Consider the following 4113-nt stretch of genomic DNA (forward strand, 5'->3'; position numbering starts at 1 on the left):
CGTCGGCGTGCCGGTACCCGCCAGGCCGGCACGTGCCTGCAGAGACGGATTAAGGACACCGCCCAGACGAATATCCAGGTCTCCGCCACCGGTCAGTTGCAAGTTCCCGTCACTGTCCACGCGGCCCGTACTGCCGACAGCCACGATCAACCCCTGACTGCGAGGGTACGACGCATACCTGTCGTCGCCCATGGTCTTGAGCATGCCGGCATCCCCGCCGGCGCTCAGACTGATGTTGCCGCCGCCCAGCGTACCGAACCCGGTAAAGCCCACCAGATAAGGTCTGGTTTCCTCGCCCAGCGCTGGCAATGGCTGCGCGGCGTAGCTGCCGAAATTGATCCACCAGGCAGTCGGTACATCGTTGTTGCCGGTGCCCTGGCGCCAGAGCCAATTGCCCACCGCCACACTCGGCACCTGCTCCCGCGTACCGTCGCCCGTAGCGACCGAGCGACGGCCAAGCACGTCACCCGACACAGACCCGCCGGCATTGATCGTCAGGTTACCGCCCATCTGCGGATACCAGGCCTGATAGAGGCTGGCACTGCCGCCATCGACCCATTTTTCGTAATCGCTGCCAGCGCTGCCCAATACCGAGCCATCAGCCGACAGCCTTCCGCGGGGCTGGTTATAACGCGCGTCGACGTCTGCCGATTGGGTGCCGGCGGTGTAGACGCCGAAAGGTGAGGCCATGCTGAGGTTACCGGCCGCCATCAAGTCCAGGTCGCCGGTGCCAGTACGCAAAACGCTGAACATCTGCGTGTGGGCCTGGGCGCTCTTGCTCGGATTGTTTTCAATGCACAGTGCCGGGTCGATGGAGCACCAGAATAATTCGTCATCGTTCATCGGTGTGTAATCCGGCATGCCCATCCAGTTGCCAGGCGCCCACACACTGCGCGCCATGGGCGCGCAAGAACCGGGAGCGATATCACAGAGCACAAGGTATTCCTCGGGAACCGGTTCGTACGGTGTAAAGCCATACTCGTTATCCACCGCCCAGACCAGTTTCCCGGCCACCTCGATCATGCTCACACCATAGTGAGTGTCGGCCATCTGCAAGTTGCCAACGCTGGCCTGAGGTTTCACGCTACGGCTGTCGGCCGCGGTCAGATCGGCCCCGGCCACCATGCGCATCGACCACGACGCACTGCCCGCCGGCAGCATGCTGGCGATCGCCCAGTTTCGACCTTGCTGGTTTCCATTGGCAGGACGCAGGTCGAGGAATACCGTGCCATCGGCGAGCTTCACGTTGGTCATGGAGGGGATCAGCGAACCCCGCAACAGCGCCAACGTTCCGTTCAACACAACACCCACCGTTTTATTGTCGGCATCAACCGCACCCGGCAGCGGCACGCCTTTGGGCCAGAGCAGGGCCTGCAGTGCGGTGGCGTTGTTCAAGCGGATACCTGCACCCAAACGACTGCCGGTCGGCAGGGTCACAGCGTTGTCGAGCAACGTACCGGCGGCATACATCAGGTTACCCGCCGCGTCATGCACATCGCCGGCAAGTACCGTTCCACCCTGTAACACGTAAGGTGCGGCCAAAGTGCTCTGAACCGGCAACACCGTGCCCGCAGCCAGTGTGGCGGCTTGAATCGGCAGGTCGTAATTCAAGGTGGCGCCAACCGGAAAGAGCGTCCCTTCGGCAAGGCTGACACCACTGCCCGGTACGATCAGGTCACCGCCGAAAGGCTGTATCCCCGGCAACAGTTTCCAGCCAGCGTCGTCCACGGTTTCCGGCGGCGGTGCGAAACCGTCGTTGATGCTCCCGTAGATATCGAGGTTGCCACCGGCACGGATCAACAGGCTGCCCGCTTCCCCGCTGCCATACACCGAGGTCCGGCGAGTGTGCGGGTTGAGGCTGGCGTAACGGTAGCCGGACAAGTCGAGATCGCCCTGCACCACCAGATCGCCGTCAGCGGTTTTGCTGACGATTTCCACCCCTGGGCGCAGATGAAACGCATCGGCATAGGTCGCATTGTTGAGGCCGGCCAGTTTGCGTTGTAGCAGATCACTGTTACCCAGCGCCGCATCGATAAAGCCGCTGCTGTCTGAGTGAATGCGATCCAGGTAGGCTTGATCGATCACTTGATACGGGCGACCGCTGGCCGCCGGATCAGTGCCATCGGCAGCATCACTGTAACTTCGCACGGCATTCAGGCCGATGGAGCGGGCACCTTGAATACTCATCGTACCGCTGGCATCCACCGCAATGTCACCGCCGCCCAGGCGCGGTGCATTCAGCTCCAGCGTCCCACGCAACACGTCATCGCGTTGTCCCGCCTGGTTTCCAGGCACTGCATCGGTGCCGTGACGCAGGTCAATCCGTGCACCAGCGGCCAGCGTCAGCACGCCGTCACCTGAATTGAGTTCAACCATGGCGCGGTTCGGTGCGTCGATGATTTTGCCGTAACTGTCGACGCGCAGTACGCGGCCATGGGCATCGAGCAGCGCGTTGCCTGTCAGGTTCAAACCGTTTTTGCCGGCAAGGCGAATGCTGCCGACCCGTTCACCACTGGCATCGATCACCCCGTCCACGGTCAGGTTGCCGTTGTCCACCGAGACATTGACTTGGCCCGCTTTGAGTTCGTTACCGATACGCAGATCGCCCTGCTTGAACTGGAAGCTTCGACTGCCCACTACCCCGCCGGCATTCAAGCGCAGGTTAAGGCTGGCAAAGGCCTGGCTCAAATCACCCGCCAGGCGCTGGGCGCGAATGTCCACGCCACCGGCCTTGTACGGCACCCACGTACCGCCCGCGTCGTAATAGCCACTGCTGCTGCCGACAATCTGCCCTTGCAGATCAACCTGTCCAGCGTCACTGGCCAGGGCCACAACGCTCAATTGGCCGGCCTGATTGTTGACGGCGGACAGATCGATTCGCGAGCCCGCCGACTGACGAATATTGCCGTTGTTGCTCTGCAACGACACGTCGCCGCCCCAGCTGTATTTCTGCACATCATTGAACGGCAGAACCCGGCCCGCCATGTCCACCTGCGCGCCGCTGCCAAGCAGCAGATCATCCTCGGCATTGACCAGCAGCTTGCCGCTGGCGAGGACGATGCGACTGTCGAGCACAACACTGCGTGCCGTCAGGCTCAGTTGCGCACCGAGGGCATCCGCGGCAGCCGTTGTGGCGCTACCACTCAGAGTCAGGTTGTTGCCCGCCTTGAGTTCACTGACCGAGGCGGCCTCGCCGGTCAGCAATGGCGTGCGCAGATTGAGATTGCCGCCGCTGTAGCTGAACCCCTTGACCGCGTCATAAGCTCCTTGGGATTCGTACACCGCCAGACTGCCCTTGTGGTTGGCGGTGATGCGCTCGCTGGCGTTGAAGTTGACGTTGGCAAACCCCAGGGCCAGTCGGTTATTGCGATCCAGGCCATTGGGCTGCGGGTTCGGGCCATAACCCAATTCGATCCGCTGCGCCTGAATATCCAGCGTGCCGTGCCCGTTGCCGGCGCCGTCGTTGACCACCGTACCCGGGGCCTGAGTCGCCCCGTTCCAGATCAGATTGCGGGTGCGGATCGTCGCGACATCGGTGGCAGCGCCCGAGCCGTAGATAGCCGGGCTACCCAACACCAGATTCTGCAAACGGCTCTGGCCGGTCTGCGGATCAATGGTGTCGAGGGTCACGCTGCCGAAAAAGTTGAACGCATCGCGGGCCACCAGACTCAGGGTTTCCAGGGCGGGGGCGCCAGATTGCGTGTCGCCCTGCAACAGGCGATCCAGCACGTTCTGGTTAAGCGTCAGGCCCGCGGGTGTGCGGCCGCTGGCTGCGGCCAGTGCTTGCGGACTGCCGGCATTGACCACACCGACCGAAAGCCCGAGTTGGCGAGTGCCAAAGCGCACGCTTTCGCCCAGCTCGAAGTCTTTGTCAGTGGCGGCGATGATGCTGCCGTTGGAGTACAGCAACGCCGCAGCGGTGCAATCGGCCGTCGGACAGTTGCCGATACGAATGCTCCCGCCCCCGCCATCGGTGGGCGCAAGCACCGGCGTCCAGCCATTGGACACCACCAGCAGGCTGGAGCGCCCCGGTTCGTAGACGAAACCGGCTGCGGCATCATACGGAACGTTACCTCGCCCCAAGGTATTGACGCCCGCTCCCGCATCGATGGT

At 62.7% G+C, this 4113-nt stretch carries 1 pseudogene; it reads right to left on the minus strand.

Annotated features, from left to right (window positions below):
* Positions 1-4113, minus strand: a pseudogene (locus tag OQK_RS25665) (hemagglutinin); the annotation flags it as partial.

Origin of the sequence: Pseudomonas sp. R62, from assembly GCF_000257605.1 — a bacterium.
GTDB lineage: Bacteria > Pseudomonadota > Gammaproteobacteria > Pseudomonadales > Pseudomonadaceae > Aquipseudomonas > Aquipseudomonas atacamensis.